The sequence below is a fragment of the Nocardioides maradonensis genome (assembly GCF_054777115.1).
In genome coordinates this window covers 14,458-40,146 of the sequence record NZ_BAAHAZ010000008.1, presented here as the reverse complement: position 1 = coordinate 40,146, position 25,689 = coordinate 14,458, and the positions used below count along the sequence as shown (strand labels likewise).

The 25,689-nt window shown below is 70.9% G+C and carries 23 protein-coding genes; 12 read left to right on the top strand and 11 right to left on the bottom strand.

Annotated features, from left to right (window positions below; translation table 11 throughout):
• Positions 1-112: 112 nt before the first annotated feature.
• From ACYVAQ_RS10965 to ACYVAQ_RS10950, 4 genes are read left to right on the top strand one after another with little or no spacing between them, the layout of a single operon-like run.
• Positions 113-1,687, top strand: a complete 1,575-nt coding sequence (locus ACYVAQ_RS10965) for an amino acid permease (protein WP_460789275.1) — start codon at positions 113-115, stop codon at positions 1,685-1,687.
• A 5-nt stretch (positions 1,688-1,692) separates the two neighbouring features.
• On the top strand, positions 1,693-2,541 hold the full coding sequence (locus ACYVAQ_RS10960) for a glutamate ABC transporter substrate-binding protein (protein ID WP_460789274.1): 849 nt from the start codon (positions 1,693-1,695) through the stop codon (positions 2,539-2,541).
• 24 nt (positions 2,542-2,565) lie between these two features.
• Positions 2,566-4,047 (top strand): putative nucleotidyltransferase substrate binding domain-containing protein, encoded by a 1,482-nt coding sequence (locus tag ACYVAQ_RS10955; protein ID WP_460789272.1) that lies wholly within the window; start codon positions 2,566-2,568, stop codon positions 4,045-4,047.
• On the top strand, positions 4,044-4,856 hold the full coding sequence (locus ACYVAQ_RS10950) for a metallophosphoesterase (protein WP_460789270.1): 813 nt from the start codon (positions 4,044-4,046) through the stop codon (positions 4,854-4,856). The genes ACYVAQ_RS10955 and ACYVAQ_RS10950 overlap by 4 nt, the downstream gene beginning before the upstream one ends.
• A 7-nt stretch (positions 4,857-4,863) precedes the next feature.
• On the opposite strand, the gene ACYVAQ_RS10945 is transcribed toward ACYVAQ_RS10950, so the two are convergent.
• The 4 genes from ACYVAQ_RS10945 to ACYVAQ_RS10930 form a co-directional block, all read right to left on the bottom strand.
• Positions 4,864-5,691 carry an enoyl-CoA hydratase gene (locus ACYVAQ_RS10945; protein WP_460789268.1) on the bottom strand — a complete coding sequence of 276 codons (828 nt, stop codon included), beginning with the start codon at positions 5,689-5,691 and terminating at the stop codon, positions 4,864-4,866.
• Positions 5,691-6,851, bottom strand: coding sequence for a thiolase domain-containing protein (locus ACYVAQ_RS10940; RefSeq protein WP_460789266.1), 1,161 nt, complete (start codon positions 6,849-6,851; stop codon positions 5,691-5,693). Before ACYVAQ_RS10940 ends, ACYVAQ_RS10945 begins: the two co-directional genes overlap by 1 nt.
• Positions 6,848-7,903: a thiolase domain-containing protein gene (locus tag ACYVAQ_RS10935; RefSeq protein ID WP_460789264.1), complete on the bottom strand. Its 1,056-nt coding sequence runs from the start codon at positions 7,901-7,903 to the stop codon at positions 6,848-6,850. The genes ACYVAQ_RS10940 and ACYVAQ_RS10935 overlap by 4 nt, the downstream gene beginning before the upstream one ends.
• A 61-nt stretch (positions 7,904-7,964) precedes the next feature.
• The gene (locus tag ACYVAQ_RS10930; RefSeq protein ID WP_460789262.1) at positions 7,965-8,921 is read right to left on the bottom strand and encodes a Zn-ribbon domain-containing OB-fold protein; all 957 of its coding nucleotides are present in this window, start codon (positions 8,919-8,921) and stop codon (positions 7,965-7,967) included.
• Between the two features lie 60 nt (positions 8,922-8,981).
• Here ACYVAQ_RS10930 and ACYVAQ_RS10925 point away from each other — a divergent pair, with 60 nt between their 5' ends.
• Positions 8,982-10,025: an LLM class F420-dependent oxidoreductase gene (locus ACYVAQ_RS10925; protein ID WP_460789260.1), complete on the top strand. Its 1,044-nt coding sequence runs from the start codon at positions 8,982-8,984 to the stop codon at positions 10,023-10,025.
• Positions 10,026-10,029: 4 nt separating this feature from the next.
• Here the strand turns inward: ACYVAQ_RS10925 and ACYVAQ_RS10920 are convergent, their stop codons facing one another.
• Positions 10,030-10,761 carry a TetR/AcrR family transcriptional regulator gene (locus ACYVAQ_RS10920; protein WP_460789259.1) on the bottom strand — a complete coding sequence of 244 codons (732 nt, stop codon included), beginning with the start codon at positions 10,759-10,761 and terminating at the stop codon, positions 10,030-10,032.
• A 106-nt stretch (positions 10,762-10,867) separates the two neighbouring features.
• Between ACYVAQ_RS10920 and ACYVAQ_RS10915 the strand changes: the two genes are divergently transcribed.
• Positions 10,868-11,269, top strand: a complete 402-nt coding sequence (locus tag ACYVAQ_RS10915; RefSeq protein WP_460789257.1) for a hypothetical protein — start codon at positions 10,868-10,870, stop codon at positions 11,267-11,269.
• On the opposite strand, the gene ACYVAQ_RS10910 is transcribed toward ACYVAQ_RS10915, so the two are convergent.
• The gene (locus tag ACYVAQ_RS10910) at positions 11,270-12,796 is read right to left on the bottom strand and encodes an FAD-dependent oxidoreductase (RefSeq protein ID WP_460789255.1); all 1,527 of its coding nucleotides are present in this window, start codon (positions 12,794-12,796) and stop codon (positions 11,270-11,272) included.
• A 216-nt stretch (positions 12,797-13,012) separates the two neighbouring features.
• On the opposite strand from ACYVAQ_RS10910, the gene ACYVAQ_RS10905 reads away from it, so the two are divergent.
• From ACYVAQ_RS10905 to fadD8, 4 genes are read left to right on the top strand one after another with little or no spacing between them, the layout of a single operon-like run.
• On the top strand, positions 13,013-13,996 hold the full coding sequence (locus ACYVAQ_RS10905; protein WP_460789253.1) for an AurF N-oxygenase family protein: 984 nt from the start codon (positions 13,013-13,015) through the stop codon (positions 13,994-13,996).
• 19 nt (positions 13,997-14,015) lie between these two features.
• Complete coding sequence (locus tag ACYVAQ_RS10900; RefSeq protein ID WP_460789251.1) at positions 14,016-14,831, top strand: alpha/beta fold hydrolase; 816 nt, start codon at positions 14,016-14,018, stop codon at positions 14,829-14,831.
• A complete protein-coding gene (locus ACYVAQ_RS10895; RefSeq protein WP_460789249.1) occupies positions 14,828-16,360 on the top strand; it encodes a flavin-containing monooxygenase in 1,533 nt (510 codons plus the stop codon). Before ACYVAQ_RS10900 ends, ACYVAQ_RS10895 begins: the two co-directional genes overlap by 4 nt.
• Positions 16,361-16,381: 21 nt before the next feature.
• On the top strand, positions 16,382-17,992 hold the full coding sequence (fadD8, locus tag ACYVAQ_RS10890; RefSeq protein ID WP_460789247.1) for a fatty-acid--CoA ligase FadD8: 1,611 nt from the start codon (positions 16,382-16,384) through the stop codon (positions 17,990-17,992).
• Here the strand turns inward: fadD8 and ACYVAQ_RS10885 are convergent.
• Both ACYVAQ_RS10885 and ACYVAQ_RS10880 read right to left on the bottom strand, forming a co-directional pair.
• Positions 17,989-18,693: a type III secretion system chaperone family protein gene (locus ACYVAQ_RS10885; protein ID WP_460789245.1), complete on the bottom strand. Its 705-nt coding sequence runs from the start codon at positions 18,691-18,693 to the stop codon at positions 17,989-17,991. The two genes, fadD8 and ACYVAQ_RS10885, sit on opposite strands and share 4 nt — an antisense overlap.
• A gap of 44 nt (positions 18,694-18,737) precedes the next feature.
• Positions 18,738-19,520 carry a crotonase/enoyl-CoA hydratase family protein gene (locus ACYVAQ_RS10880; protein ID WP_460789243.1) on the bottom strand — a complete coding sequence of 261 codons (783 nt, stop codon included), beginning with the start codon at positions 19,518-19,520 and terminating at the stop codon, positions 18,738-18,740.
• 47 nt (positions 19,521-19,567) lie between these two features.
• On the opposite strand from ACYVAQ_RS10880, the gene ACYVAQ_RS10875 reads away from it, so the two are divergent.
• Together ACYVAQ_RS10875 and ACYVAQ_RS10870 are read left to right on the top strand one after the other, a co-directional pair.
• The gene (locus ACYVAQ_RS10875) at positions 19,568-21,199 is read left to right on the top strand and encodes an acyl-CoA synthetase (RefSeq protein ID WP_460789240.1); all 1,632 of its coding nucleotides are present in this window, start codon (positions 19,568-19,570) and stop codon (positions 21,197-21,199) included.
• Positions 21,199-22,302 carry an NAD(P)H-dependent flavin oxidoreductase gene (locus ACYVAQ_RS10870; protein ID WP_460789239.1) on the top strand — a complete coding sequence of 368 codons (1,104 nt, stop codon included), beginning with the start codon at positions 21,199-21,201 and terminating at the stop codon, positions 22,300-22,302. The genes ACYVAQ_RS10875 and ACYVAQ_RS10870 overlap by 1 nt, the downstream gene beginning before the upstream one ends.
• A gap of 113 nt (positions 22,303-22,415) precedes the next feature.
• Here the strand turns inward: ACYVAQ_RS10870 and ACYVAQ_RS10865 are convergent, their stop codons facing one another.
• The 3 genes from ACYVAQ_RS10865 to ACYVAQ_RS10855 are packed head-to-tail and all read right to left on the bottom strand — an operon-like array spanning position 22,416 to position 25,670.
• Positions 22,416-23,258, bottom strand: coding sequence for a transglutaminase family protein (locus ACYVAQ_RS10865; RefSeq protein ID WP_460789237.1), 843 nt, complete (start codon positions 23,256-23,258; stop codon positions 22,416-22,418).
• A 10-nt stretch (positions 23,259-23,268) separates the two neighbouring features.
• Complete coding sequence (locus ACYVAQ_RS10860; RefSeq protein ID WP_460789235.1) at positions 23,269-24,189, bottom strand: alpha-E domain-containing protein; 921 nt, start codon at positions 24,187-24,189, stop codon at positions 23,269-23,271.
• Positions 24,190-24,191: 2 nt separating this feature from the next.
• The gene (locus ACYVAQ_RS10855) at positions 24,192-25,670 is read right to left on the bottom strand and encodes a circularly permuted type 2 ATP-grasp protein (RefSeq protein ID WP_460789232.1); all 1,479 of its coding nucleotides are present in this window, start codon (positions 25,668-25,670) and stop codon (positions 24,192-24,194) included.
• Positions 25,671-25,689 lie beyond the last annotated feature (19 nt).

Here is a 25,689-nt window from a genome sequence, read left to right as displayed (position 1 = left end):
GCGGGTGAAGGATGCTGGGACGCACGGAAAGGGTGGCCCGCCAGGACCACTGACAACTGCAACCGGACCGGTCTCGGGTCCTCGTACCTCGTGACCGTCGGGAGGGACGGCCATGACCGCGACTCAGAGCGACACCCCGATCGGCGGCCCGGGATCCGGCGGCTCGCTGCACGCCGAGCAGGTCGGCTACAAGCAGAGCCTCGGGCGTCGGCACGTCCAGATGATCGCCATCGGCGGTGCCATCGGCACGGGCCTCTTCCTGGGATCGGCCTCCCGGCTGCACTCCACCGGACCCGCCCTGCTGATCAGCTACGCCTTCGTGGGGGTCATCGCGTACTTCCTGATGCGCTCCCTCGGCGAGCTGGTGCTGCACCGCCCGACGTCCGGCGCGTTCGTCTCCTACATGCGGGAGTTCTACGGGGAGGGCGCGGCGTACGTCACCGGCTGGATGTACTGGCTCAACTGGGCCCTCACCGGGATCGCCGAGCTGTCGGCCGTGGGCCTCTACATGCAGCACTGGTTCCCGACCTTGCACCAGTGGATCAGCGTGATGGTGGCGCTCGTCGTCGTCCTCGGCATCAACCTGCTGTCCGCGCGGGCGTTCGGCGAGTTCGAGTTCTGGGCGTCGCTGCTCAAGGTGGCCGCGATCGTCATCTTCCTGGCGGTCGGGCTGGTCGTCGTCATCGGCGGCCTGAAGGTCGGCGACCACACCGCGGGCTTCCAGAACCTGTGGAACAACCCGGGCGGGTTCTGGCCGACCGGCGACGGCTTCTACTGGTACGGCCCCATTCTGGTGATGTCCGGAGTGGTCTTCGCGTACGCCGCCATCGAGATGGTGGGTGTCGCCGCCGGCGAGATGGAGAACCCGGCGCGTGAGGTTCCCAAGGCGGTCAACGCCGTCATCTTCCGGATCGCGGTCTTCTACGTCGGCTCCATCCTGCTGCTCTGCTCGATGCTGCCGACCTCGACGTACGTCGCCGGCATCAGCCCCTTCGTGTCGGTCTTCGGGCGCATGCACATGAGCTGGATGGGCGACGTCATCCAGGCCGTCCTGATCGTCGCCGCCATGTCCAGCCTCAACTCCGGCCTCTACTCCACCGGCCGCGTGCTGCGCAGCCTCGGCATCGCGAAGCAGGCGCCACGCTTCACCCTGAAGATGAGCGCGTCGGGTGTGCCGTGGGCGGGGATCCTGATGACGTCGGTGGTGTTCGTGCTCGGCATCGTCCTCAACGCGGTCGCTCCGGGACAGGCGTTCGACGTCGCCCTCGAGGCGGCGTCGATCGGCGTCGTGTTCACGTGGGCGACGATCTTCCTGTGCCAGCTGCGGCTGCGACGGCTCTCGGACCTGGGCGTGGTGCCGCCGAGCTCCTTCCGCGCTCCCGGGTCGCCGTGGACGAGCTACATCGGTCTCGCCTTCCTCGCTCTCGTGATCGTGGGGATGGCCGTCTCCGGCTGGCAGTCGAGCCCGTACTTCTGGCAGAAGACCGACTTCATCGTGGTGATCATCGGGATCCCGGTGCTGGCCCTGCTCCTCGGGATCGGCTGGGTGGTGGTCCGGCCCGCCGTCGTCCGCAACACCGGTGGCCAGATGGGATCGGTGTGGACCGACACCGGCCCGAGGTACGCCGACGCCCACGGCGGTGCGAACGAGTTCGACACCGACATCACCGATCTGCCGGAGGTGTGAGAGCGATGCGGATCAAGCAGGCGGCGGTCGCCGTCGCGACAGCGCTCCTCGGATCGGCCCTGGTCGCGGGGTGCGGGACGCCCGCCGTCCCGTCCCCCACGGTGATCAGCAGCGCCACGGTGCCGGGCGGCAAGCTCACCATCGGCATCGACGAGGACCAGCCCGGCCTGGGATTCAAGGCTCCGAACGGCACGCTGAGCGGCTTCGACTACGAGACCGCCACGTACGTCGCCGGGGCGCTCGGCGTCCAGCCGTCCGGCATCACGTGGGTGGAGGCGACCCCGGACAACCGGGAGAAGCTGCTCGAGGACGGGTCGGTGCAGCTGGTCTTCTCGACGTACTCCATCACCGACGAGCGGAAGAAGGTCGTGGACTTCGCCGGGCCGTACTTCGAGGCCCACCAGTCGCTGCTGGTCCGGCTCGACGACGACACCATCACCGGGCCGACGACGCTGCACCGTAAGGTGCTCTGCTCGGTCATCGGGACGACCTCGGCGAAGTACATCGAGGACCACTACAAGGGCGACATCACCCTGCGGGAGTACCCCCGCTTCTCGGACTGCGTGGCCGCCCTCGCCGCCGGGGAGGTCGACGCGGTCAGCACCGACGACGTCATCCTCGCCGGCTACGCGGCCAGCCCGCAGTACAAGGGCAAGCTCAAGGTCGTGGGGGACGGCTTCACCGACGAGCTCTACGGGGTCGGGGTCAGGAAGGGCGACACGGCGATGGTCGACCGGGTGAACGCCGCCCTGACCCAGTACATCGACTCGGGCGCGTGGAAGAAGGCCCTGGAGAAGACGGTCGGGCCGTCGGGCTACACGATCCCGTCGGCGCCGACACCCGGCACCGAGTGACCAACCCAGGATGATCGACGCAGGATGATCGATGCCGAGGGACTGGAGTCGTTCCTCCGGTCCCACCCACCGTTCAGCTCGGCCTCGGACGAGGTCGTGTCCGCCGCCGCCCGGGCCGCGCGCGTACGTCGCTATGCGCGTGGGGCGCTGGTCCTCGACGCGTTCACCAAGGCCAACTACGCGGTCTGGGTGGTCGTCGAGGGCCGGATGGACGTGTGGAACGACGCCGAGCGCTTCACCGACGCCCCCGACGAGGTGCTCGGACCGGGTGGCCTGTTCGGCTTCTCCTCGATGCTCACCGGAGGCGCGATCGGTCCGCGAGCGGTCGCCGGGACCGACACCGTGGTGGCGCGCATCCCGCGCGAGCTCGTGGCGCCGGTGTTCACCTCGGCGGCCGGGGCGGAGTTCCTCGCGGCGCAGATCGCCCGCAAGGCGGTGGGGCGGCAGCGACGGCCGGTGGAGGTGCCGCTGCACGACCGGCTGCAGCAGGCGGAGTCGGTCGAGGAGCTGCGCACCCTCACCGCCCAGACGCCGTTGCTGCTGAGCGAGCTGCTCCACGAGGGGTTGGCGTCCAGCCGGGTCATCGCCGAGTACTCCGCGATCATCGACACGATCGTGCGCCGGGCGATCGGTCTGGTGCTCGCCGGACACCGGGACCTCTCGGTCGACGCGTTCACCTGGCTCTCGCTCGGCAGCAACGGCCGCCGCGAGGCCGTGCCCAGCTCCGACGTCGACGCCGCGGTCGCGTTCGACGACGCGGTGCCGGAGGCGCGGATCGACGGCTACCTGGCCGCCTTCGGCGAGATCGACGACCTCCTGGCGTCGCTGGGGCTGTCCGTCGACGCGCACGGAGCCACCCCCGCCCGCCGGGCGTTCGCCCGCACGAACCGGGAGTGGCGGGACGCTGCGCACCGCTGGCTGGCGAGTCCCGAGCGGGACCAGGGCGCGATCATGACCTCGCTGCTGGTCGACGCGCGGCCGATCCACGGTGACCCCGGCCTCCCGGAGGTGTCCCGGGTCTTCGGCGAGCTGAGGACCCATCCCGGGACGATGCGGCTCCTGCTCCACGAGTCGCTCGCGAAGCGCGCCCGGCGGCGGTCGGTCCGCGACCTGCTGAACGTGCGCCGCGAGGTCTTCGACGTCAAGGAGAACGCGCTGCTCCCCATCGTGAACCTGGCGCGCTGGGCGGCCCTGAGCGCGGGCTCCTCGGTGCTCTCGACCACCGAGCGGCTGGAGGTCGCCGGAGGTACGGCGATCCTGCCCGGGCCGCAGGCCGGTGCGCTCGACGAGGTGTTCCAGGTGCTGCAGCGCCTCCGGCTGCGCTACCAGCTGCGCGAGCTGTCGCAGGGGCGACCGCCGACCGACGTGATCCGGCTCGACTCGCTCTCGCCGATCAACCGCAGCATCATCGTCCGGGCCGCGCACGAGGTCGCCGTCGTCCAACGGCGGATGGACAACGTGTCGACGTACGCCGAGCCCGACTCGTGGACGGCGCCGGAGCGATGACGCGACGGATCGCCCTCATCGGCGACGTCGGCGGGCACCTCGACCCGTTGGCGGCCGAGCTGGGCCGGCTCGGCGTACCCGACGGCGGTGCGGGGGAGATCCCCGCGGACCTGGTCGTGGTGCAGGTCGGTGACCTGGTGCACCGCGGCCCGGACTCGTCGGGGGTCGTGGCGCTGGTGGACTCCCACCTGCGGCGTACGCCGGAGCGGTGGGTCCAGCTGGTCGGCAACCACGAGGCGTTCTACGTCTACGGGCCGCAGTTCCGGCTGTCCGAGCGGCTCGACCGCCGGGCCGCGGGCACCGTCAGCGGCTGGTGGCACGACGGCGTGCTGCGGGCGGCGGTGGCGTTCCGGTCCGGCGGCGAGACCTTCCTGGTCACCCATGCCGGGCTGACCCGGGAGTACTGGCGGCTGTTCCTGGGTGCGCCGGACGACGCCTCCGCGGCCGCCGGCGCGCTCAACGACATGCTCCGCCGTGGCGACGACCGGTTGATCCGCGCCGGCCAGGTCCACGGTGGGGTCGTCGACGCGGCGGCCGGTCCGCTGTGGGCGGCCGCGGACACCGAGCTGGAGGCGGGGTGGCGCGACCACCCCCTGCCGTTCAGCCAGGTCCACGGCCACAGCAGCTCGGTGCGCTGGCCCGAGGGCGAGGCTCCACCACGGAGCGGTCCCGGCGTCGTCGTCGACCGCACGCTCCGCCACACCACCACGGTGCTGAGCGGCGGCCGGATCATCGGCATCGACCCCGGCCACGACGCCGGAGCGGCCGAGGCGTGGGGAGCGCTCGAGCTCCCGCTCGACCCGCCCTGATCCCTGATCAGTCCCGGAAGACCGGAGTGCGCTTCTCCTGGCGGGCCGCGACGGCCTCCTCGAAGTTCTGCGTCATCAGCCGGATCAGCAGCTGACCGGTGCCCTCGGCGTGCATGTGCTGCTCGAGGCTGGACGCGTCGAGCGAGCCCCACAGCGTCTTCTTCGTGAGCTCCACGCCGGGCCGGCTCCACCGGGTGATCGAGGCGGCGGTCTCCAGGGCGGCGTCGACGGCGGTCCCGTCGGGCACGACCCGGGAGACGAGCCCGATCCGGTCCGCCTCGGCCGCGGTGACGTCGCGCCCGGTCAGCATGATCTCGGCCGCCCTGGAGTGCCCGATCGCGCGTGGCAGCAGGTAGGACAGGCCGAGCTCGGAGGCGGTGAGGCCGTTGTTGATCCCCGCCGCCCGGAAGTACGCCGACTCCGCGGCCACTCGCACGTCGCACGCCAGCGCCAGGCAGAGCCCGCCGCCGATGGCCGGTCCGTTGACCGCCGCGATGACCGGCTGGTGCAGCCGCCGCAGCGTGAGGATCAGCTCGTCGAGGATCTCCATCGCCCGAAGCGCGACGGACACGGCCGTGAGGCCGGTGACGCCGGGCATCCGGCCCCGTTCGCCGCTCTGGTCGGCACCGGAGCAGAACGCGCCTCCGGCGCCGGTGAGGACGACCGCCCGCACGTCGTTGTCGCCGCTGAGCGTGGCCAGCCGCTCCCGGAGCGGCACCATCACGTCGAAGGCCATGGAGTTCATCCGCTCCGGGCGGTCCAGCGTCACCACCGCGACCTCGCCGTCGACGCCATGGCGTTCCTCGCGGACGAACTCCGTGACCGGCTCCGACATCAGTTGCTCGGCTTCTCGGCGCCGAGCACCCACATCGAGAAGAACTGCGACCCGCCGCCGTAGGCGTGGCCGAGCGCCCGGCGTACGCCGTCGACCTGGTGCTCGCCCGCGAGACCGCGCACCTGCAGGGCCGCCTCGCCGAAGCGGAGCATGCCCGAGGCGCCGATCGGGTTCGAGGACAGCACGCCGCCGGACACGTTGATCGGCAGCTTCCCGCCGAGGTTCGTCTCGCCGGCCTCGGTCAGCTTCCAGCCCTCGCCCTCGGGCGTGAAGCCGAGGTTCTCGATCCACATCGGCTCGAACCACGCGAACGGCACGTAGATCTCGGCGACGTCGATCTCCTCGAGCGGGTCGGTGATCCCCACCTGCTTCCAGAGGTACGCCGATGCGTCGCGACCCGCCTGCGGGTTGACTTGGTCCCGCTCCGCCGCGGAGGTCGGCTCGGAACGCATGGCGGTGCCGTGGATCCAGGCCGGGTTGGGCGACGCGGCGGCGACGTCCTCGGAGGCGATGACGAGCGCGCAGGCGCCGTCGGAGGACGGGCAGGTCTCGTCGTAGTGGATCGGGTCCCACAGCATCTGCGAGGCGAGGACCTGCTCGACGGTCTTGGCCTCGTGCAGGTGCGCGTAGGGGTTCTTCAGCGCGTTGGTGCGGTCCTTGGCGGCGACGATGGCGCCGATGTGGTTCGGCGCGCCGGAGCGGCGGATGTAGGAGCGCACGTGCGGGGCGAAGTAGCCGCCGGCGCCGGCGTGGACCGGCATGACGAACGGGATCGGCACCGAGAGCGCCCACATCGCGTTGGACTCCGACTGCTTCTCGAAGGCGACGGTCAGCACCTTGCGGTGCACCCCGGACTGCACGAGCGACGCGGCGACGATCGCCGTGGAACCGCCGACGGAGCCGGCCGTGTGCACCCGGAGCAGCGGCTTGCCGACCGCGCCGAGCGCCTCGGCGAGGTAGAGCTCCGGCATCATCACGCCCTCGAACAGGTCGGGCGCCTTGCCGACGACGATCGCGTCGATCTCGTCCAGGGTCATGCCGGCGTCGGCGAGCGCGCGGTCCATGGCCTCGCGGCACATGCCCGCCATGGACACGTCCTCGCGCTTCGCGCGATGGTGGGTCTGGCCCACGCCGATCACGGCGGCAGGGGTCTTGCTCATCGGTGGGCCTCCATCACGCACACGAGGTTCTGCTGCAGCGCGGGACCGCTGGTCGCGGTCGCGAGCGCCCTGTCGGACGTGCCGTCCCAGATCCGCCGAGCGGCCTCACCGATCCGGATCGCGCCCCCGGTGAACAGCGGGTTGCCCGCGAGCGGGCCGCCCGACGGGTTGATCCGTACGTCGTCGGCCAGCCCCAGCGCCGAGCGCACGATGAGCTCCTGGTGGCTGAACGGCGCGTGCAGCTCCGCGGTGTCGACGCCGTCCACGCCGCCGGCCGCGGCGACGGCGCGCTCGGTCGAGGCGGAGCGGGTCAGGTCGCGGGTGCCGAGATGCAGGGCGTCGGTGACGTGGGCGAGACCACTGATCCAGGCGGGGCGGTCGCGCACCTCGCGCGCCCGGTCGCCGGCCGCCAGGACGATCGCCGCCGCGCCGTCGGTGACGGGGGAGGCGTCGTGCTTGCGCAGCGGGTCGGCGAACATCGGCCGGCGGAGCAGGTCCTCGACCGACGAGCCGCCCGAGCGCACGGCGTACTCGTTCTTCTCGGCGTCGGTCAGCGACCGGTTGACGACCTCGGCCATCGCCCGCTCGTCCCAGAGCCCGGCGTCGAGGCCGAGCCGCGCTTGCAGCGCGGCGATGGAGACGGTGTCCGGCCAGAGTGGCGTCAGGGTGTAGGGGTCGAGCTGGAGCGCGAGCGTCCGGCGGAGCACTCCCGCCGACGCCTTGCCGAAGCCGAACACGAGCGCGGTGTCGACCTCGCCGGTCTGGATCTTCAGCCACGCCTCGTAGAGCGCCCACGCCGCGTCCATCTCGACGTGCGACTCGTTGACCGGCGGGAGCACGCCGATCGCGTCGATGGCCGACACGAACGAGAACGAGCGCCCCGCGAGGTAGTCCGACGAGCCGGAGCACCAGAAGCCGATGTCCTTGCGGGTCCAGCCGGTCTGCTCGTAGCACTCCCGGAAGATCGGCACGAGCAGCTCGCCGCAGCTCGGCGACCCGTCGTAGTCCTGCATCTGTCGCTGGGCGAAGCCCACGACCGCAACGTCACGCATCTCTACTTCTTTCCGTTGATCGAGTGCCCGCCGTGAGGGACGAGCGGCGGGTGTATCGAGATCAGAGGTGGTGCTTGTAGCTGTCGAAGTCCGCGTCCGGCTCACCGGTCGGCGCGAAGTGGCTGATGTTCTCGATCGTGGTGCCCCACTCCTCGCGGGGCTTCCAGACCGCCTTCACCCGCAGGCCCATCCGGATCTCCTCGGCGGGGATGTCGAGGATCAGGTGCTGCAGGGCGATGTCCGCACCGTCGAGCAGGATGTACGCCGAGACGTACGGCGGCGTGATCCTCTGCCCGAGGAACGGCACGTTGACGATGCAGAACGTCGTGACGGTGCCCGTGTCGGAGAGCTCGATCTCCTCCTCGGTCGGGACCCCGTCGGTCGGGCACGCCGCCCGCGGCGGGACGTAGACCTTGCGGCAGACCGGGCAGCGCTGGCCCAGGATCCGACCCTCGGCCAGACCGCGGAAGAACGCGGACTCCTCCGGCGAGGCCGCGTAGGTGTAGTCGAGGCTGACCGGCGTGACGATGCCGGTGACGGGCGCGGCGTAGTTCGCGGGGGTCCGCGGGCCGTCGGGCGCCTCGTCGGCCGCGGGCTCGAAGACCAGGTCGGTGATCAGACCGTCTCGCTCCTCGCCCCAGCGCGCCCGGACCCGCATCCCGGTCTCGATCTGGTCGGGGGAGGTGACGTCGACGGCGTGCAGCCACGGCGTGTCGGCGCCGTCGACGGTGATCAGCGCGAACGCGAACGGCCGGTCGAACGGCTGGCCCTTGACCGGCTCGGTCACCCAGGTCCACGACGTGACGACGCCGGTGTCCGGGAGGTCGACGAAGTCACCCACGGCCTGGTGTGAGACCGGGTCGAACTCCGGCGGCGGTACGGCGATCCGGCCGTCGCTCAGCCTCGCCCCGACGATGCGCTGCTCGCGCAGACCGGTCAGGAAGCGGCCCAGGACCGGGCCGACGGATCGGGTGTAGTCGAATGACACCGTCACGGGTGCCGACAGGGTGCGGCTCATGACAGCAAGTAGAACACGTTCTACTATTCGGTTTCAACGACCAACCATCGGAGGTTTCGCATGAAGCTCGGACTGCAGCTCGGCTACTGGGGTGCTCAGCCGCCCACCGGGACCGCGGAGCTCGTCGCCGCCGCGGAGGACGCGGGCTGGGACGCGATCTTCACCGCCGAGGCCTGGGGGAGCGACGCGTTCACCCCGCTGGCGTGGTGGGGCCGGGAGACCTCGCGCGTGCGTCTGGGCACGTCCATCGTGCAGATGTCGGGCCGCACGCCGACCTCGATCGCCATGCACGCCCTGACGCTGGACCACCTCTCGGGCGGCCGGATGGTCCTGGGCATGGGCGTCAGCGGTCCGCAGGTGGTCGAGGGCTGGTACGGCGTACCGTTCGAGAAGCCGTTGGCCCGCACTCGCGAGGTCGTCTCGATCATCCGCCAGGTGCTGGCCCGTGAGGGCGCGGTCACCAACGACGGCCCGCACCACCCGTTGCCGTACGACGGCCCGGGCAGCGTCGGCCTGGGCAAGCCGCTGAAGTCGATCGTGCACCCGCTGCGTGCGGACCTGCCGATCTGGCTCGGTGCTGAGGGGCCGAAGAACGTGGCGCAGACCGCGGAGATCGCCGACGGCTGGATCCCGATCTTCTACACGCCCAAGAGCGCCGGGATGTACCAGCCGTGGCTGGACGAGGGCTTCGCGCGACCCGGCGCGCGGCGTACCCGCGACGACTTCGAGATCGCCGCCACCTGCCACCTCCAGATCACCACCAGCGAGGAGGAGCGCCGCGCGGTCATCGCCGGGATGAAGCCGGTCGTCGCGCTCTACATGGGCGGCATGGGCGCGAAGGACCAGAACTTCCACAAGAACGTCTTCGAGCGGATGGGGTACGCCGCCATCACCGACCAGGTGCAGGAGCTGTTCCTCGCCCAGAAGCGCGACGAGGCCACGGCCCTGATCCCCGACGAACTGGTCGAGGACATGCACATCATCGGCGACGCCGGCTATGTCAAGGAGCGCGTCGCCCAGTGGGAGTCGACCGGCGTCACCACGCTGCTGCTCAGCTGCCGCAACGCCGACGAGGTGCGCCAGGTCGCGGAGGTCCTGGCGTAGGACCTCAGGCCTCCTCGGGCTCCGCCGCCGCGTTCAGGTACGCGTCCGGCGGGCCGAAGAGGTCCCGCAGCTGGACGTCCTCGGCCAGCGGGATGCCGAGGTCGCCGGCGAAGCCCTGGATCTGGAACCAGATCGAACGGGAGAGCGTGAGGATGACGATATCCTGGCTGAGCGCGCCGGCCGGCGTACGGGTCCAGTGCTCGACCATGCCGCGCGCCTGGGAGATGACGCCGTACACCATCGGCTCGAGCAGCTTGGCGTCGATGACGACCTCGCTCGAGATGATCCCGGCCGCGAAGCTGATCACCGACATGACCCGGCTGGCGAGCTGGTCGATGCCCTGCGCGGCCTCGCTCGGCTTGCCGTCGCCCAGGTCGCGAGTCGCGGCCAGGTAGAGCTTGGGGTTGTCCGCCACCCAGTTCACGTACGCCGCCGTGGTGCGCGTGATGATCTCGGGGATCGTGCCCTCGAGGCTCAGGCCGGCGGTGATGGCGTCGTACATCTGCTCGACCAGGCGGCGCTGCACGGTGCGGTTGAGCTCCTCGCGCCCGTTGAAGTGCCGGTACACGACCGTCCGCACCAGTCCCGCACGCTCCGCGATCTCCTGCACCTTGGGCTCCGAGCCCTCCGGAGCGGCCTGGATCGCCTCGATCGCCGCGTCGACGATGAGCTCCTTGCGGTTCGCGTTGTGCTCGTCCCAGCGCGCAGCGCGGCGGGGCGGGAACACGTCGGTCACGCCCGAAGCCTATCGACAGATCTGCTGAGCGACAGTTGCGGGCGGGTTACGCACGACTACCTTCGAGCGCGTCGGCGGCCCCTCGGGAGGATGCACAATGGAGAGCGTGAACACGTGGATCGCGGTGTTCGTCGGCGTCGCCACCATGCTGGCGAGCATGGCCGCGATGTTCCGGCACGCGGTCAAGGCGCTCGACCACCGGATCGATCAGCGGCTCGACCAGCGGCTCATCCCGATGGAGCAGCGCCTGATCGCGCGCATGGACGCCGGCGACGAGCGCCTCAGTGAGCGCATCGACGCCCCCGGCGAGCGCCTCGACGCCGTGGGCGAGCGCCTCGGTGGGCGCGGCGACGCGCTGACCTCGCGGGTGGATGCGCTGGCGTCGCGGATGGACGCCTTCGACACCAAGCTGGACCACCTCGCCGAGGTCGTCGACCTCCGGCTCAAGCCGCTCGAGGAGGACATGGCGCTGATCAAGCGCCACATCCTCGGCCTGCCGGCCGCGTAGCTACCGCGCCGCTGCCGCCCCCAGTGCGTCGCGGTCGAGCAGCTTGACCCGGGGGCGCTCCGCGGCCGCTCCGGCCGCGCGCTCCGCGGCCGCGATCCGCTGCCAGCCGGCCCGGTCGAGGGCGTCCAGGGCGGGCGGGGGAGTCGTCGGTGCGGTCAGCAGCCCGGCCCGCGCGTCGTCGAGCAGCGCCGCCACGGTCTCGGCCGCATCGGTCTTGTTGGTGCCGATGAAGCCGCTCGGCCCGCGCTTGATCCACCCGGCGACGTACGTGCCGGGGGTCACCCGCCCGCGCTCGTTCGGGACGACGGCGCGCTCCTCGTCGAACGGCAGGTCCGGTACGGCGTGCGCGCGGTAGCCCACGGCGCGGATGACGAGGCCCGCCTCGATGACCTCGCCGCTGCCCTTGAGCCGGACGCCCGTCGCGCGGTCGGTGCCGAGGATCTCCTCGGTCTCGGCGAGGAACCGGAACACGATCCGCCGCCGTCCGCCGCCGAGCGGGCTGCGCCCGGCGAGCAGGCGCAGCTGGCGGGTCTTCGCGGTGGTCGTGGGGATCTCGCCCTCGACCACGATGTCGATGTCGTCCTCGCCGGAGAGGCCGATCATCTCGGGGAGCGTGAACGCGGCGTGCTCGGGGCCGCGCCGGCCCAGGACCACGACCTCCTCGATCCGGCTGTCGCGCAGGGCGGCGAGCGCGAGGTCGCTGATGTCGGTGTGCGCCAGGTGCTCGGGCGGCAGCGTGAGGATGCGGGCCACGTCGAGCGCGACGTTGCCGTTGCCGATGACCACGGCGCGCTCGGTCGCGAGGTCGTAGGTGTCGTGGGCGCGCTCGGGGTGGCCGTTGTACCAGGCGACCAGCTCGGTGGCCGACACGCTGCCGGGCAGGTCCTCGCCCTGCACGCCGAGACGACGGTCGGTGGCAGCCCCGACGGAGTACAGCACCGCGTCGTACGCCGCCGCGAGCTCGGCGTGGCTGATGTCGACCCCGACCTCGACGCCGAGCCGGTAGTCGAAGCCCTGCTCCTGCTCGATCTGCGCGAACAGGTCCTGGGCGCGCTTGGTGCGGATGTGGTCAGGCGCGACGCCGGCCCGCACCAGCCCGTGCGGGGTGAGGAGCCGGTCGTAGACGTGCACGGTCATCCCGGGCACCTTGAGCAGCTCGTCGGCGGCGTACAGGCCGGCGGGGCCGGCGCCCACGATCGCGACCCGCAACGGGCGGATGCCGTCGAAGGACGTCTTCGCGACGTGGGCCAGGGGAGTGCGGTCCGCGTGCGGCTCGGCCACGAAGTAGGCCTTGTTGAGCTCGACGAAGGGCAGCTGGTCGGGCGTGAGCCGGGAGACGTGGTCGATCGCGCCCACCGGGCACGCCGTGGTGCAGGCACCGCAGTCCACGCACGCGGCGGCGTCGATGTAGAGCATCTCGGCGGTGCCGAACCCGGGCTCGCCGGGAGCGGGGTGGATGCAGTTCACCGGGCACGCCAGGACGCAGGAGGCGTCGGCGCAGCAGGACTGGGTCACGACGTGAGGCATGCGCACACCGTACCCGCTACAGGGTGTAGCGCTTGCTCGGATTGCACTGTGAAATGCGCCTAACTTTCCGGCATTACGGGCGTTTGCTGGGGTACATGTCACTTGTGACACGCTGTAGCGCTAGCTCTTGTGCAAGCAGGCATACCGTGAGTATGGTCCGTGTTACGAGGAAGTTTCCTCCGGCCGAACGGCCGCGGATTAGGAGGTCCGAAAATCATGTCGACCGCATCGCTGTCCCAGGACACCGTCGAGTACCACGAGCTGCTCCGCACGCTCTCCGAGGGCTCGGTCAACCAGCACTTCGACGCCTTCGTCGACATCGCGTGGGACGAGCCCCGCTTCGCTGTGGTGCAGGACGACGACCGGTGGATCCTGCCGAAGGAGTTCCCCATCGGTCGGCACGAGTGGTACACCAGCCTCCCGCGTGAGCGCCAGATCGAGATCGGCATGGCCTACCAGGCCCAGCTCGCCAAGGTCGGCCTCCAGTTCGAGAGCGTCCTGATCCGCGGCGTCATGGAGTACGTCTTCACCCTGGACAACCAGGACCCGGAGTACCGGTACCTCATGCACGAGGTCACCGAGGAGACCCACCACACCCAGATGTTCCAGGAGCTGGTGAACCGGATCGGCGCTGACGTCAAGGGTGCGCGCAAGCTCCTTCGGGCCATCCAGCCGATCGTCCCGGTCTTCGGCCGGCTGCTGCCCGAGCTGTTCTTCACCGGCGTCCTCGCCGGCGAGGAGCCGATCGACCACGTCCAGAAGGCCGTGCTGCGCGGTGCCGACTCGGCCGACATGCACCCGCTGATGGTGCGCGTCATGCAGATCCATGTCGCCGAGGAGGCGCGGCACATCTCCTTCGCGCACGAGTACCTCCGGCGTACCGTCCCCACGCTGAGCAAGGTGCGCCGTGGCGCGCTGTCGATCCTGTTCCCGCTGGTCATGCGGATCCTGGGCGACGCGATCATGAAGCCGACGCCGGAGTTCTGTGCGGCGTACGACATCCCGAAGCACGTCGTCGACGACCTGTACTGGGACGGCGAGGACGGCACCAAGATGCTGCGCGACATCTTCGCGGACGTCCGCACGCTGGCCGAGGAGTCGGGTCTGATGAACCCGGTCTCGCGGAAGGTGTGGAAGGCGCTCCGGATCGACGGCCGGCCGGCCCGCTACCGCAGCGAGCCCGCCCCGGCTGCGGCCTGAGCGGCGGAGGGAAAGCGACATGCTGAAGTACGAGGTCGCCGGCTCCGGCGCGCCCCTGGTCCTGGTCCACGGCATCAGCCACCGCCGTCAGGCGTGGTACCCCGTGCTCGACCAGCTCGCCGAGCACCGCACGGTCATCCTGTTCGACCTGCCCGGGCACGGCCAGTCGCACGACCTGGTCACCAACGGCCGCCCGGTCACCGAGGTCCTCCACGACGAGCTGGTCGGGTTCTTCGACCAGCTCGGCCTGGACCGCCCGCACATCGGCGGCAACTCGCTCGGCGGACGGATCGCCCTCGAGGCCGCGGCTGACGACCTGGTCGCCAGTGCGACCGCGCTCTCCCCGGCAGGCTTCTGGAAGGGCCCGGTCGACTTCGCCTACACCCGCGCCCTGTTCGCGACGGTCGTCACCGTCGCCCGGGTCGCGCAGCCCCTCGCGCCGACCCTGGCGCACAACAAGTACGGTCGCGCCGCGATGCTCGGCTGGTTGCACGAGCACCCGACCCGGGTCGATCCGGAGCTCATGATTGGAGACGCGCGCGCCATGGTGCGCGCCCGGCCCGCGCTGCGCACGATGATCCGCCAGGCTACCGTCTTCGACCGCCCGATCCCGTCGCACATCCCGGTGACGATCGCGTGGGCAGAGCACGACCGCGTGCTGCCGCCGTACCAGGCGAAGCGGGCCGCGGCCGCCTACCCGGAGCTGGAGCACCTGATGATGGAGGACGTCGGGCACGTGCCCATGCCCGAGGACCCCGACATGGTCGTCAAGGTGCTGCTCGAGGGCAGTGGCGGCGTGCAGAGCCTCCTCGACGGTCAGGCGGGTGTCGCATGAGCGCCTCCTCGGTCAAGCCCACCGTCGAGGTCGACGTCCTCGTCGTGGGTGCCGGCCTGTCCGGCATCGGAGTCGCGTCGCACCTCTCCCGTGACAACGCCGGTACGTCGCTGCTGGTGCTCGAGCGCCGCCAGGCCATCGGCGGGACCTGGGACCTGTTCCGCTACCCGGGTGTCCGGTCCGACTCCGACATGTACACCTTCGGCTACGACTTCAAGCCGTGGCACGGCACGAAGGTGCTGGCCGACGGTGCGTCGATCCGTGGGTACGTCGAGGAGACGGCCCGCGAGAACGGCCTGATGGACAAGATCAGGTTCGGCCGCAAGGTCGTCCGCGCCGACTGGTCCTCGGACACCGGCCGGTGGGCCGTCACCGCCGTGACGGACGAGGGGATCACCGAGACCTACTCCGCGCGCTTCCTCGCCGGCTGCACCGGCTACTACGACTACGACAACGGCCACCGTCCCACGTTCCCGGGCGAGGAGACCTTCACCGGCCAGTTCGTGCACCCGCAGTTCTGGCCCGAGGACCTCGACTACGCGGGCAAGCGCGTGGTCGTCATCGGCAGCGGCGCGACCGCGATCACGCTGGTCCCGGCGATGGCGTCCGGCCCGAACGCGGCCGAGCACGTCACGATGCTGCAGCGATCGCCGACGTACATCCTGTCGCTGCCGTCGCACGACCCGGTGGCGCTGGGCCTGGAGAAGGCCAAGGTCCCCGCGGACGTCCGCTACAAGATCGGCCGGGCGCGCAACGTCGCGCTCCAGCGCGGCATGTACAAGCTGTCCAAGAGCAAGCCGGCCGTGGCCCGGCGCCTCGTGCTCCAGCAGATCAAGGCGCAGCTCGGCCGCAAGGTCGACATGAAGCACTTCACGCCGCGGTACAACCCGTGGGACCAGCGGCTGTGCGTGGTGCCGAACGGGGACCTGTTCCGGGTGCTGAAGTCGCACAAGGCCGACATCGTCACCGACCGGATCGCGTCGTTCACGCCCACCGGCATCAAGCTCGAGGGCGGCGACGAGATCCAGGCCGACATCGTCGTGACGGCGACCGGCCTGGTGATCCAGCTCTTCGGCGGCGCGGAGATGTACGTGGATGGCGAGAAGGTCGAGACGCACGACCACCTGCTCTACAAGGGCACCATGTTCACCGGCGTGCCGAACGCGATGTTCGTCATCGGCTACACGAACGCCTCGTGGACGCTCAAGGCCGACCTGCTCGCCCGCTTCTTCTCCAAGCTCGTGGCGCGGATGCAGAAGAACCCCGGTGAGTACGCCGTGGTCCAGGCCGGCGCCGACGACGCGGACGACCACTCGATCATGGGGGAGTCGCTGACCTCGGGCTACATCGAGCGCGGCGACGTGATCATGCCGCGGCAAGGCAAGCGGATCCCGTTCCGCCAGCTCGACAGCTACTACGCCGACGTCAAGCTGCACAAGGGCGAGGTCGACGCCGACGGTGCGCTGGAGTTCCGGAAGATCGGCGAGCCGGTGTCCCAGGGAACCGGCGCGCCGGTTGTCGCAAAATAGAACACGTTCTACTGTGGGGGCATGACTGACCTGCTCCGCGTCGGATCGCACAACGGCCACCTGATGGTGGCGGCGCTCAGGAGGCACCGGGACCGCCCGGTGATCCACCTGGGCGACGTCACCCTCACCGGCGGCGAGGTCGCCGCCCGGATCAGCCAGTACGTCCAGGCCTTCGAGTCCCTGGACGCCGGGCGCGGTGCGGCCGGGGCGCTGCTGGCCCTGAACCGGCCCGAGGTGCTGTTCATCCTCGGAGCGGGCCAGACCCAGGGCTTCCAGCGCACCTCGCTGCATCCGCTGGGGTCGGCCGACGACCATGCCTACGTCATCAACGACGCGGGGATCTCGTTCCTCGTCGTGGACCCGTACTTCGCCGAGCGCGCCGTCGAGCTGCTCGACAAGTGCCCGGGGCTCAAGCAGGTCCTGACGATCGGTCCGGTGCCGGAGGTGCTGTCGGCGACCGGAGCGATCTGCCGCGATCTCACCGAGGTGGCGGCGACCTTCGCGCCGGCGCGGCTCGAGGCGGCGACCCTGGAGCCCGACCACATCACCTCGATCACCTACACGGGCGGCACGACCGGCAAGCCCAAGGGCGTGGTCGGGACCGTGCGCGCGTTCTCGACGATGGCGCAGATCCAGATGGCGGAGTGGGAGTGGCCGGCCGAGCCGCGCTTCCTGATGTGCACGCCGCTGTCGCACGCGGGCGCGGCCTTCTTCGTCCCGGTGGTGATCAAGGGCGGCACGCTCTTCGTGTCGGCCCGCTTCGACCCCGCCGAGGTGCTGCGCACCATCGAGGAGAAGCGGATCAACTCGCTGATGGTCGTGCCGACGATGCTCTACGCGCTGATGGACCACCCCGACTCGCACACCCGCGACCTGTCGTCGCTGGAGACCGTCTACTACGGGGCATCCGCGATCAACCCCGTGCGGCTCAAGGAGGCGATCGAGCGGTTCGGCCCGATCTTCGCCCAGTACTACGGGCAGTCCGAGGCGCCGATGGTCATCTCCTACTTCCCGAAGGGCGAGCACGTCGACGCGTCCGGTACGCCGATCGAGGGTCGCCTCACGTCGTGCGGCCGCCCGTCGGCGTACCTCCGGACGGCGCTGCTGGGTCCGGACGGCGAACCGGTGGCACCGGGCGAGCCGGGGGAGATCTGCGTAGCGGGGCCGCTGCTCGCCGCGGGCTACTGGAACCTGCCCGAGGCGACCGCGGAGACCTTCCGCGACGACGGCTGGATGCACACCGGCGACGTGGCCCGGGAGGACGAGGACGGCTTCTGGTACATCGTCGACCGCACCAAGGACATGATCGTCACGGGCGGCTTCAACGTGTTCCCGCGCGAGGTCGAGGACGTCGTCGCCGAGCACCCCGCGATCGCCCAGGTCGGCGTCATCGGCACCCCGCACGAGAAGTTCGGCGAGGCGGTGACGGCGGTGGTCGTGCTCCGCGAGGGCGCCACGCTCACCGACGACGTGGTCGCGGAGATCAAGGCGATGGTCAAGGAGCGCAAGGGATCGGTACAGGTGCCGAAGGACGTCATCGCCGTCGACGCGCTGCCCTTGACCGGGCTGGGCAAGCCGGACAAGAAGGCGCTTCGGGCGCGCTTCTGGACCGGGGACCGCTCGGTCGGCTAGCGAGGAGGCTCGCCGGCGAGCCGCTGCCAGACGTACGGCGGTACGCCGGCGAGGACCGCCGACGCGTAGTCCAGCCGCTCCTGGATGTCGGTGGGCGTGTGTCGCCCTCGCCGCACGACGAGCATCGAGTCGCCCTCGAACCGCCAGGCGATGTCGGGGTGCCGACGCAACGTGTCCCGGACCATCGGCTGCAGGACGTCGCGGGCCAGCTCGGGCGACTCCGAGCGCACCGCGAAGTCGCGGTCGAACTCGGCGTCGCCGAGCGCGATGTCGGAGCCGAACAGCTTGCCCCAGAGGCGCTGCAGCGTGGTCGACCGCCCGACCGCCAGCTCCGGGACCGGGACGCCGAGGTGCACGGCGAGGACGGCGAAGCGGTGGGTGTCGGTGGTGCTCTGGCCCTCGCCGTTGGTGGACGTCGTGTCGTAGAGGTACTCGAACGCGGTGAAGCTCCGGCCATGGGCGCGACCGCTCACCACGTTGTGGGCGCGGCGACGCGAGCCGCGCGCGAACGGCTGCCGGCGGAAGCGGGTGACCAGCGCGGCGTCCTCGGTGCGGAAGGCCCACTCGCGCTGGGCCGCCCACGCCCGCAGTGCCTCGACCCGCTCCGCCTCGCGCCGCCGGGTCCGTCGAGCGGAGAGCACCAGCAGGCCGACCAGCACGGAGGCGCCGACGACGATCGCGCCGATGACGTGGGGTGACATGTCCCGAGCCTCGCCGTTGTCGGCGAGCCTGAAACACCGGGCTGCTAGCGCCCCTGGAACACGGCGGGACGCTTCTCCAGGAACGCCCGCGGACCTTCCTTGGCGTCGGCCGACGAGAACACCGCGGCACCGACGCGGGCGTCGTCCTTCCAGCAGTCGTCCTCGTGCTTGCCCTCGGAGTCGCGCATCGTCCTGAGGATGGCCTGGACGGCGAGGGGGCCGTTGGCGGCGACCATGTCGGCGAGCTCGTGGGCCTTGGCCAGGGCCTGGCCGTCGGGGACCACGTGGCCGATGAGGCCCAGCTCCTTAGCCTCCGGGGCACCGAGGGTGCGGCCGGTCAGGAGCAGCTCGGCGGCAACCGTGTAGGGGATCTGGCGGGGGAGCCGGACCGCCGACCCGCCCATCGGGTAGAGCGACCAGCGCGCCTCGGCGACGCCGAACCTCGCCGACTCGCCGGCCACCCGGATGTCCGTGCCCTGCAGGATCTCGGTGCCACCCGCGATCGCGGGTCCCTCGACCGCCGCGATCAGCGGCTTGGTGAGGCGGAAGCCCTTCAGGAGCCCCTTGATCACCGTCGGGTCGTACGCGCCCGACTCGAAGCTCTCCGACGGCGGCTTCTCGTCGGCCGCCTTCAGGTCCATGCCCGCGCAGAAGTAGCCGCCGGCACCGGTCAGGATGCACACCCGGATCTCCGGGTCGGCGTTCACCCGGTCCCAGGCGGACTCCATGATCCGCAGCATCTCCGAGGACAGGGCGTTGCGGCGCTCCGGACGGTTCATGGTGACGACCAGCTTGTGGCCGTCCTGCTCGACGAGGCAATCGCTCATGCTGGTCACGCTAGCGAAAAACTGGAACGTGTTCTAGTCTCGGACGTGTGGCCCTGAACATCGCCGATCTCTTCGAGCACGCCGTCGACGCCGTTCCCGAGAAGCCCGCCGTGCAGGTGGGCGACCGCGTCATCACCTTCGCCGAGCTCGAGTCCGAGTCCAACAGGCTCGCCCACTTCCTCGCCTCCCGCGGCATCGGGAAGGGCGACCACGTCGGGCTCTACGCCAAGAACAGCATCGAGCACGTCATCGCGTTGCTGGCGATCCTGAAGGTGCGTGCGGTCGCCATCAACGTCAACTACCGGTACGTCGCCGGGGAGCTCGAGTACCTCTTCGACAACGCCGACCTGGTCGGCCTGGTGCACGACCGGGTCTACGCGCCGCTGGTCGCCGAGGTCGCCCCGAGGATCGAGGGCCTGGACACGATCGTCGCCGTGCCGAACCCGCTCGACGAGGGCGACACCTCCGACGTCAGCCCCTACGGCGGGGTGCTGCTCGAGGACGCGATCGCCGGGCAGTCCGACGTACGCGACTTCGGCGAGCGCAGCGCCGACGACATCCACATCATCTACACCGGCGGCACGACCGGCTTCCCGAAGGGCGTCATGTGGCGCCACGAGGACTTCTGGCGGGTGCTCGGCGGCGGCATCGACTTCATGACCGGCGACCTGCTCGACGAGTACGACCAGTCCAAGAAGGCGCTGCAGGACAGCCTGGTCACTCTGCCCCTGAGCCCGCTGATGCACGGCGGCGCCCAGGCCAGCCTGCTGATGCACCTCTTCGCCGGCCAGGTCACCATCCTCGAGCCGAAGTTCGACCCGGTCCGGACCTGGGAGCTGGTCGACCAGCACGGCGTCCAGATGCTGTTCATGACCGGTGACGCCATGGCGGTGCCGCTCATCGACGCCTACGAGAAGGGCGGGTTCGACGGGCAGACGCTGTTCGCCATCGCGAGCAGCGCGGCGATCTTCTCCAAGTCGGTGAAGGAGCGCTGGATGAAGGCGTTCCCCAACGCCGTGTTCACCGACTCGATCGGCTCCTCCGAGACCGGCTTCCAGGGCACCGGCCTGCAGGACGCGAGCGCGCTGTCGACGGATGGTCCGGTGATCTCGATCCCGCGGACCACCGTGATCATCGACGACGACGACAAGCTGCTCGACCCGGTCAAGGACGTGGGCCGGGTCGGGCGCACCGCCCGCTCCGGCAACGTGCCGATCGGCTACTACAAGGACCCGGAGAAGTCGGCCAAGACGTTCATCGAGATCGACGGCGTCCGCTACGCGATCCCCGGCGACAACGCCCGGATCGAGGAGGGCAACCGGCTCACGCTGCTCGGCCGCGGTTCCAACTGCGTCAACACCGGCGGCGAGAAGGTCTACCCGGAGGAGGTGGAGCAGGCGATCAAGGCCCACCCCGGTGTGTACGACGTGCTCGTGGTCGGCCTGCCCGACGAGAAGTACGGCCAGACCGTGGCGGCCGTCGTGCAGCCGCGCGAGGGCGCGACCGTCGAGCTCGCCGAGCTGCGCGAGTTCCTGCGCGCCCACCTCTCCGGCTACAAGCTGCCGCGCTCGCTGACGATCGTCGACGAGATCCCGCGCAACGCCACCGGCAAGGCGCAGTACCCGCGGGCCAAGGAGCTCGCGATGGAGAACCGCGTGACCCTGGGAGGGAACAACTGATGCGCACCGAGCTGTGCGATGCCTTCGGCATCGAGTACCCCATCTTCGCCTTCGCCCCGTCCGAGCACGTCGCCGCCGCGGTCTCCCGCGCGGGCGGTCTCGGCGTGCTGGGCTGCGTCCGGTTCAACGACCCGGACGAGCTCGACGCGACGCTGACCTGGATGGACGAGAACACCGACGGCAAGCCGTACGGCGTCGACGTGGTGATGCCGATGAAGGTGCCCACCGAGGGAACCTCGACCGACCTGTCGGCGTACATCCCGGAGGACGCGAAGAAGTGGGTCGACGAGACCCTGCTCAAGCTCGGCGTCCCCCCGCTCCCGGAGGGCGAGGGCCGTGAGGGCGTGCTCGGCTGGCTGCACTCGATGGCGCGCTCGCACGTCGACGTCGCGCTGCAGCACCGGCCGGTGCTCATCGCCAACGCGCTCGGCACGCCGCCGAACGACGTCATCGAGGAGTGCCACGCAGCCGGTCTCAAGGTCGCCGCGCTCGCGGGCGCACCGAAGCACGCCCAGGGCCACGTCGCCAACGGCGTCGACATCATCATCGCCCAGGGCTACGAGGCCGGCGGGCACACCGGCGAGATCGCCTCGATGGTGCTGACCCCGGACATCGTCGACGCGGTCGGCCCCGACGTACCGGTGCTCGGTGCCGGCGGCATCGGCTCGGGCCGCCAGATCGCGGCGTCGCTCGCGTTGGGCGCGGCCGGTGTGTGGACCGGGTCGATCTGGCTCGGCACCGAGGAGTACCGCAACCTGGCCTCCAACAAGGGCTGGGAGACCGCCTTCCTGCGCGCCACCTCGTCCGACACGGTCCGCACCCGGATCTACACCGGCAAGCCGGCCCGCCTGCTGAGGACGAGGTGGACCGAGGCGTGGAACGAGGAGGGTGCTCCCGCGCCGCTCCCGATGCCGCTGCAGAACCTGCTCGTGGCCGACGCGCACAACCGGATCAACGCCTCCGGCGACCCCGACGTCATCTCCATGCCGGTCGGCCAGATCGTCGGCCGGATGAACGAGGTGCGGCCGGTCGCCGAGGTCGTCGCGGACCTGGTGGCGGAGTTCCAGGCGACGGTCAAGAAGCTGGACGGCATGAGTTCCTGATGGGCCGAGCGCGTCTTCGTCGCCCCGGCCTCATCGTCGCGGTTCCGTAGGCGCGTGCGGTCCGAGGCGGCCGCCGCGACTCCCGACGCGCTGCCGACCGGCAGGGCTGAGCTTCAGGCCAGCCGCGTCATCTGCACGTTGACGAACATCCGGGACGTCGCGGCGCCGGTGTAGATGCCGCTGAGTGGGCGGACGTCGGCGTAGTCGCGCCCGGTCGCGACGATGACGTGGCGCTCGCCGGGCTGCTCGTCGTTGGTCGGGTCGTACGCCGTCCAGCTGCCGTCCCACCACTCCACCCACGCGTGGGACTCGCCGTGCACGGCCTCGCCGACGACCGGGTCCGCGGTCGGGAGCAGGTAGCCCGACACGTAGCGCGCGGGCAGGCCGACGCTGCGCAGCGCACCGACCACCAGGTGCACGATGTCCTGGCAGACGCCGCTGCCCTGGGACCACGCGGTGGCCGCCTCGTCGTGGACGTCGGTGGAGCCGGGGACGTACTCGACGGCCTTGCGGACCAGGCCGCAGACGGCGTGTGCCACGTCCGACGGGCCGTCCCCGCTCGATGCGAGCGCGCGGGTCTGCTCGACGAGGTCGGCCGGCGGCCGCACCCGGTCGGTGACGGTGAGGTACTCGGTGAGGTCCTCCGCCGTCGGGCCGTCCAGCAGCTCGGCCCACGTCAGCGGCGTACCGGTCGCGGCCCGCGGCCCCTCCGTCTCCACCATGCACGTGGCGGTGACGGTCAGGCTGCGGTGCGGAGCGAGGACCTCGAAGCCGGTGACCACCGTGCCCCAGTAGTCGCGGTAGGACTGCGTCCAGGGGTGCGGTGTCACCTCCAGCCGGGTGTGGCTGACGGTCTGGTGCGCGGAGGCCTGCGGGGTCATCCGGGCCTCGTTGTACGACGCGCTCACCTCGCCGTCGTACTCGAAGCCCGTGACGTGGACGATCCTCAGCTGCATCGGCTGCTCCTCATCTCGTGCCGTGCCACTCGAGCGCCTCGGAGCCGGAGAAGAAGCGCCGCGTGATCGCGTCGGTGGCCTGCGCGCAGGCCAGCTGGAAGTCGTCCATCGCCAGCGGCAGGTCGTCGACGAGGTCGCTGATGCTGCGGTACTCCAGGTCGGACCGCGCCCGGCCCAGGACCCTCCGTGCGTCGTTGTCCGCGCTGTCGCGGTGGCCGCCGGCCTCCAGGTTCGTGAGGCAGCGCTCGGCGCGGTCGATCGAGTAGGACACCGACCCGGGGAACAGCCGGTCCAGCAGCAGGAAGCAGACGACCTCGCGGTCGGTCTCCAGGCCGCGCCGCGAACGGAGGAACGCCTCGTGGGCACCGGACGCGCGCAGCGTCGTCGTCCAGACGTGGCCGGGGGAGAGCGCGGCGCTCGCGAGCAGCCGTGCGGTCATGTCGGCCCGCTCGATCGACTTGCCGAGCATGAAGAACTGCCACCCCTCGTCGCGCGTCATGGTCGCGTCGGCGGTGCCGCTGATCAGGGCCGCCTGGTCGCGCACCCAGCGCAGGCCGCGCGAGGTCTGCAGGGCACGGAAGGCGCCCGAGCCGATCGCGCGGTGCGTCGTGTTGATCGTGACCCACAGCGGCTCGGAAAGCGTCTCGCGGGCACGACGTGCGCTCTCCCGCGCGGCGTGGAGGCTGGCGGCGATCGACTCGGGGGAGTCGGGGTCGTAGGCCAGCAGGTCGACCAGCTGCGCCACCGTCAGGTCGCCGGGCGGCGCCTCCACGCCCATGATCGACAGCACCGCCCGGCAGGCCGCGGGTACGCCGAGGCCCGGGTCCTCGAGCATGAGCTGGGTCTGCACGTCCAGGATGCGTGCGGTGTCGTCCGCGCGCTCGACGTACCGCCCGATCCAGAAGAGCGACTCGGCGATCCGGCTCAGCATGCTCAGGCCTCCTGCATCTGCGTCTGCATCTGCGTCTGCTCGGCCGCGGGCCCCGCGAGGACCCAGGTGTCCTTCGACCCGCCGCCGCGGGAGGAGTTCACGATCAGCTCGCCCTCGGGCAGCGCGACGCGGGTGAGGCCTCCGGGCAGCACCCAGACCCGCTCGCCGTCGTTGACCGCGAAGGGACGCAGGTCGACGTGGCGTGGCCGCATCGCACCGTCGGCGTACGTCGGGACCGTGGACAGCCCGACGACGGGTTGGGCGATCCAGTCGCGGGGCGCGGCGAGGATCTTCGTGCGGAGCTCGTCGAGCTCGCCGCGCGAGGCGGCGGGCCCGATGACGATGCCCTTGCCGCCCGAGCCGTCGACCGGCTTGAGGACGAGCTCGTCGAGCCGGTCGAGCACCTCCTCGCGGGCCGCCGCGTCGCCCATCCGCCAGGTGTCGACGTTGGGCAGCGCCGGCTCCTCGCCCAGGTAGTAGCGGATCAGGTCGGGCACGTAGGTGTAGATGAGCTTGTCGTCGGCGATGCCGTTGCCGATCGCGTTGGCCAGGGTGACGTTGCCGGCGCGCGCGGCGTTGACCAGACCCGGGCAGCCGAGCATCGAGTCGGCCCGGAACTGGACCGGGTCGAGGAACTCGTCGTCGACGCGCCGGTAGATGACGTGCACCGGCTCCAGGCCCCGCGTGCTGCGCATCAGCACCCGGCCGCGCCGGCACTGGAGGTCGCGCCCCTCGACGAGCTCGACGCCCATGGTGCGCGCGAGGAGCGCGTGCTCGAAGTAGGCGCTGTTGTAGACGCCGGGGGTCAGGACGACGACGGTCGGGTCGCTGACGCCGGCGGGCGCGGCGGCGCGGAGCGCGGCGAGGAGCCGCTGGGGGTAGCCCGCGACCGGACGGATGCGGTGGTCGGCCATGGCCTCGGGGAGCACCGAGCCGATGGCGCGCCGGTTGGTCATCACGTAGGAGACCCCGGAGGGCACGCGCACGTTGTCCTCGAGCACCCGGAAGCCGCCCTGCTCGTCCCGGATCAGGTCGATGCCCGCGACGTGGCAGCGCACGCCGTTCGCGGGGTCGATGCCCGCTGCCTCGCGGTGGAAGGCACCGGAGGAGATCACCGTGCTCCGCGGGACCACGCCGTCGGCGAATACCTGGCCGGCCCCGTACGCGTCGGCGAGGAAGGCCTCCAGTGCCTTGACGCGCTGCTGCACGCCCAGGTCGATGGTCGTCCACGCGGACGGGCCGATGATGCGGGGCACGATGTCGATCGGGAACGCCCGCTCCTCGCCGCCGATGTCGAACGTGACGCCCTGGTCGAGGTACGACGCCGCGAGCGTGTCGATCCGCGACCGCAGCTCGGCTCCGTCGAGGGCGTCGAGCCGGGAGCGGAGGGTGCGGTACTCGGGCCGCACGGTCGTGCCGTCGTACATCTCGTCGTACGCCGTGGCGCCGTCGCCGGGCACCCAGTCCACTGCCGCCTCCATGCCCGCACCATAGGTACGC

Excerpts from the sequence above, each read along its gene's own strand:
- ACYVAQ_RS10965 (WP_460789275.1), top strand. The coding sequence starts at position 113 with ATGACCGCGACTCAGAGCGACACCCCGATCGGCGGCCCGGGATCCGGC.
- ACYVAQ_RS10930 (WP_460789262.1), bottom strand. The coding sequence starts at position 8,921 with ATGAGCCGCACCCTGTCGGCACCCGTGACGGTGTCATTCGACTACACC.
- ACYVAQ_RS10910 (WP_460789255.1), bottom strand. The coding sequence starts at position 12,796 with ATGCCTCACGTCGTGACCCAGTCCTGCTGCGCCGACGCCTCCTGCGTC.
- ACYVAQ_RS10935 (WP_460789264.1), bottom strand. The coding sequence starts at position 7,903 with ATGCGTGACGTTGCGGTCGTGGGCTTCGCCCAGCGACAGATGCAGGAC.
- ACYVAQ_RS10960 (WP_460789274.1), top strand. The coding sequence starts at position 1,693 with ATGCGGATCAAGCAGGCGGCGGTCGCCGTCGCGACAGCGCTCCTCGGA.
- fadD8 (WP_460789247.1), top strand. The coding sequence starts at position 16,382 with ATGACTGACCTGCTCCGCGTCGGATCGCACAACGGCCACCTGATGGTG.
- ACYVAQ_RS10945 (WP_460789268.1), bottom strand. The coding sequence starts at position 5,691 with ATGTCGGAGCCGGTCACGGAGTTCGTCCGCGAGGAACGCCATGGCGTC.
- ACYVAQ_RS10955 (WP_460789272.1), top strand. The coding sequence starts at position 2,566 with ATGATCGATGCCGAGGGACTGGAGTCGTTCCTCCGGTCCCACCCACCG.
- ACYVAQ_RS10900 (WP_460789251.1), top strand. The coding sequence starts at position 14,016 with ATGCTGAAGTACGAGGTCGCCGGCTCCGGCGCGCCCCTGGTCCTGGTC.
- ACYVAQ_RS10865 (WP_460789237.1), bottom strand. The coding sequence starts at position 23,258 with ATGCAGCTGAGGATCGTCCACGTCACGGGCTTCGAGTACGACGGCGAG.
- ACYVAQ_RS10885 (WP_460789245.1), bottom strand. The coding sequence starts at position 18,693 with ATGTCACCCCACGTCATCGGCGCGATCGTCGTCGGCGCCTCCGTGCTG.
- ACYVAQ_RS10940 (WP_460789266.1), bottom strand. The coding sequence starts at position 6,851 with ATGAGCAAGACCCCTGCCGCCGTGATCGGCGTGGGCCAGACCCACCAT.
- ACYVAQ_RS10855 (WP_460789232.1), bottom strand. The coding sequence starts at position 25,670 with ATGGAGGCGGCAGTGGACTGGGTGCCCGGCGACGGCGCCACGGCGTAC.
- ACYVAQ_RS10925 (WP_460789260.1), top strand. The coding sequence starts at position 8,982 with ATGAAGCTCGGACTGCAGCTCGGCTACTGGGGTGCTCAGCCGCCCACC.
- ACYVAQ_RS10950 (WP_460789270.1), top strand. The coding sequence starts at position 4,044 with ATGACGCGACGGATCGCCCTCATCGGCGACGTCGGCGGGCACCTCGAC.
- ACYVAQ_RS10880 (WP_460789243.1), bottom strand. The coding sequence starts at position 19,520 with ATGAGCGATTGCCTCGTCGAGCAGGACGGCCACAAGCTGGTCGTCACC.
- ACYVAQ_RS10895 (WP_460789249.1), top strand. The coding sequence starts at position 14,828 with ATGAGCGCCTCCTCGGTCAAGCCCACCGTCGAGGTCGACGTCCTCGTC.
- ACYVAQ_RS10905 (WP_460789253.1), top strand. The coding sequence starts at position 13,013 with ATGTCGACCGCATCGCTGTCCCAGGACACCGTCGAGTACCACGAGCTG.
- ACYVAQ_RS10860 (WP_460789235.1), bottom strand. The coding sequence starts at position 24,189 with ATGCTGAGCCGGATCGCCGAGTCGCTCTTCTGGATCGGGCGGTACGTC.
- ACYVAQ_RS10870 (WP_460789239.1), top strand. The coding sequence starts at position 21,199 with ATGCGCACCGAGCTGTGCGATGCCTTCGGCATCGAGTACCCCATCTTC.